This is a genomic window from Aeromonas sp. PrichA-15, assembly GCF_017939245.1.
GTDB lineage: Bacteria > Pseudomonadota > Gammaproteobacteria > Enterobacterales > Aeromonadaceae > Aeromonas > Aeromonas caviae.
Map to the genome: position 1 here is coordinate 1 of NZ_JAGKRH010000216.1, position 293 is coordinate 293.

Genomic DNA, 293 nt, shown 5'->3' on the forward strand with positions numbered 1-293 from the left:
CACACCATGGGAGTGGGTTGCACCAGAAGTAGATAGCTTAACCTTCGGGAGGGCGTTTACCACGGTGTGATTCATGACTGGGGTGAAGTCGTAACAAGGTAACCCTAGGGGAACCTGGGGTTGGATCACCTCCTTACCTTAAGATGGCGAAGTTGTTGAGTGTTCACACAGATTGCCTTGATTCAAAGTAGTTAGAGCAAAGACCTGGTGCGAAAGCATCAGTGCTTATTCAACTTCGGTTGAATGAGAGAAGCCCGTTCGTTGGGTTGGGATGTGAATAGCGGCGCAAGCGG

At 50.2% G+C, this 293-nt stretch carries 1 rRNA gene; it reads left to right on the forward strand.

Annotation, left to right across the window (positions count from 1 at the left end):
* Positions 1 to 136 (forward strand): 16S ribosomal RNA (locus tag J9889_RS19570); the annotation flags it as partial.
* Between the last annotated feature and the right edge of the window lie 157 nt (positions 137 to 293).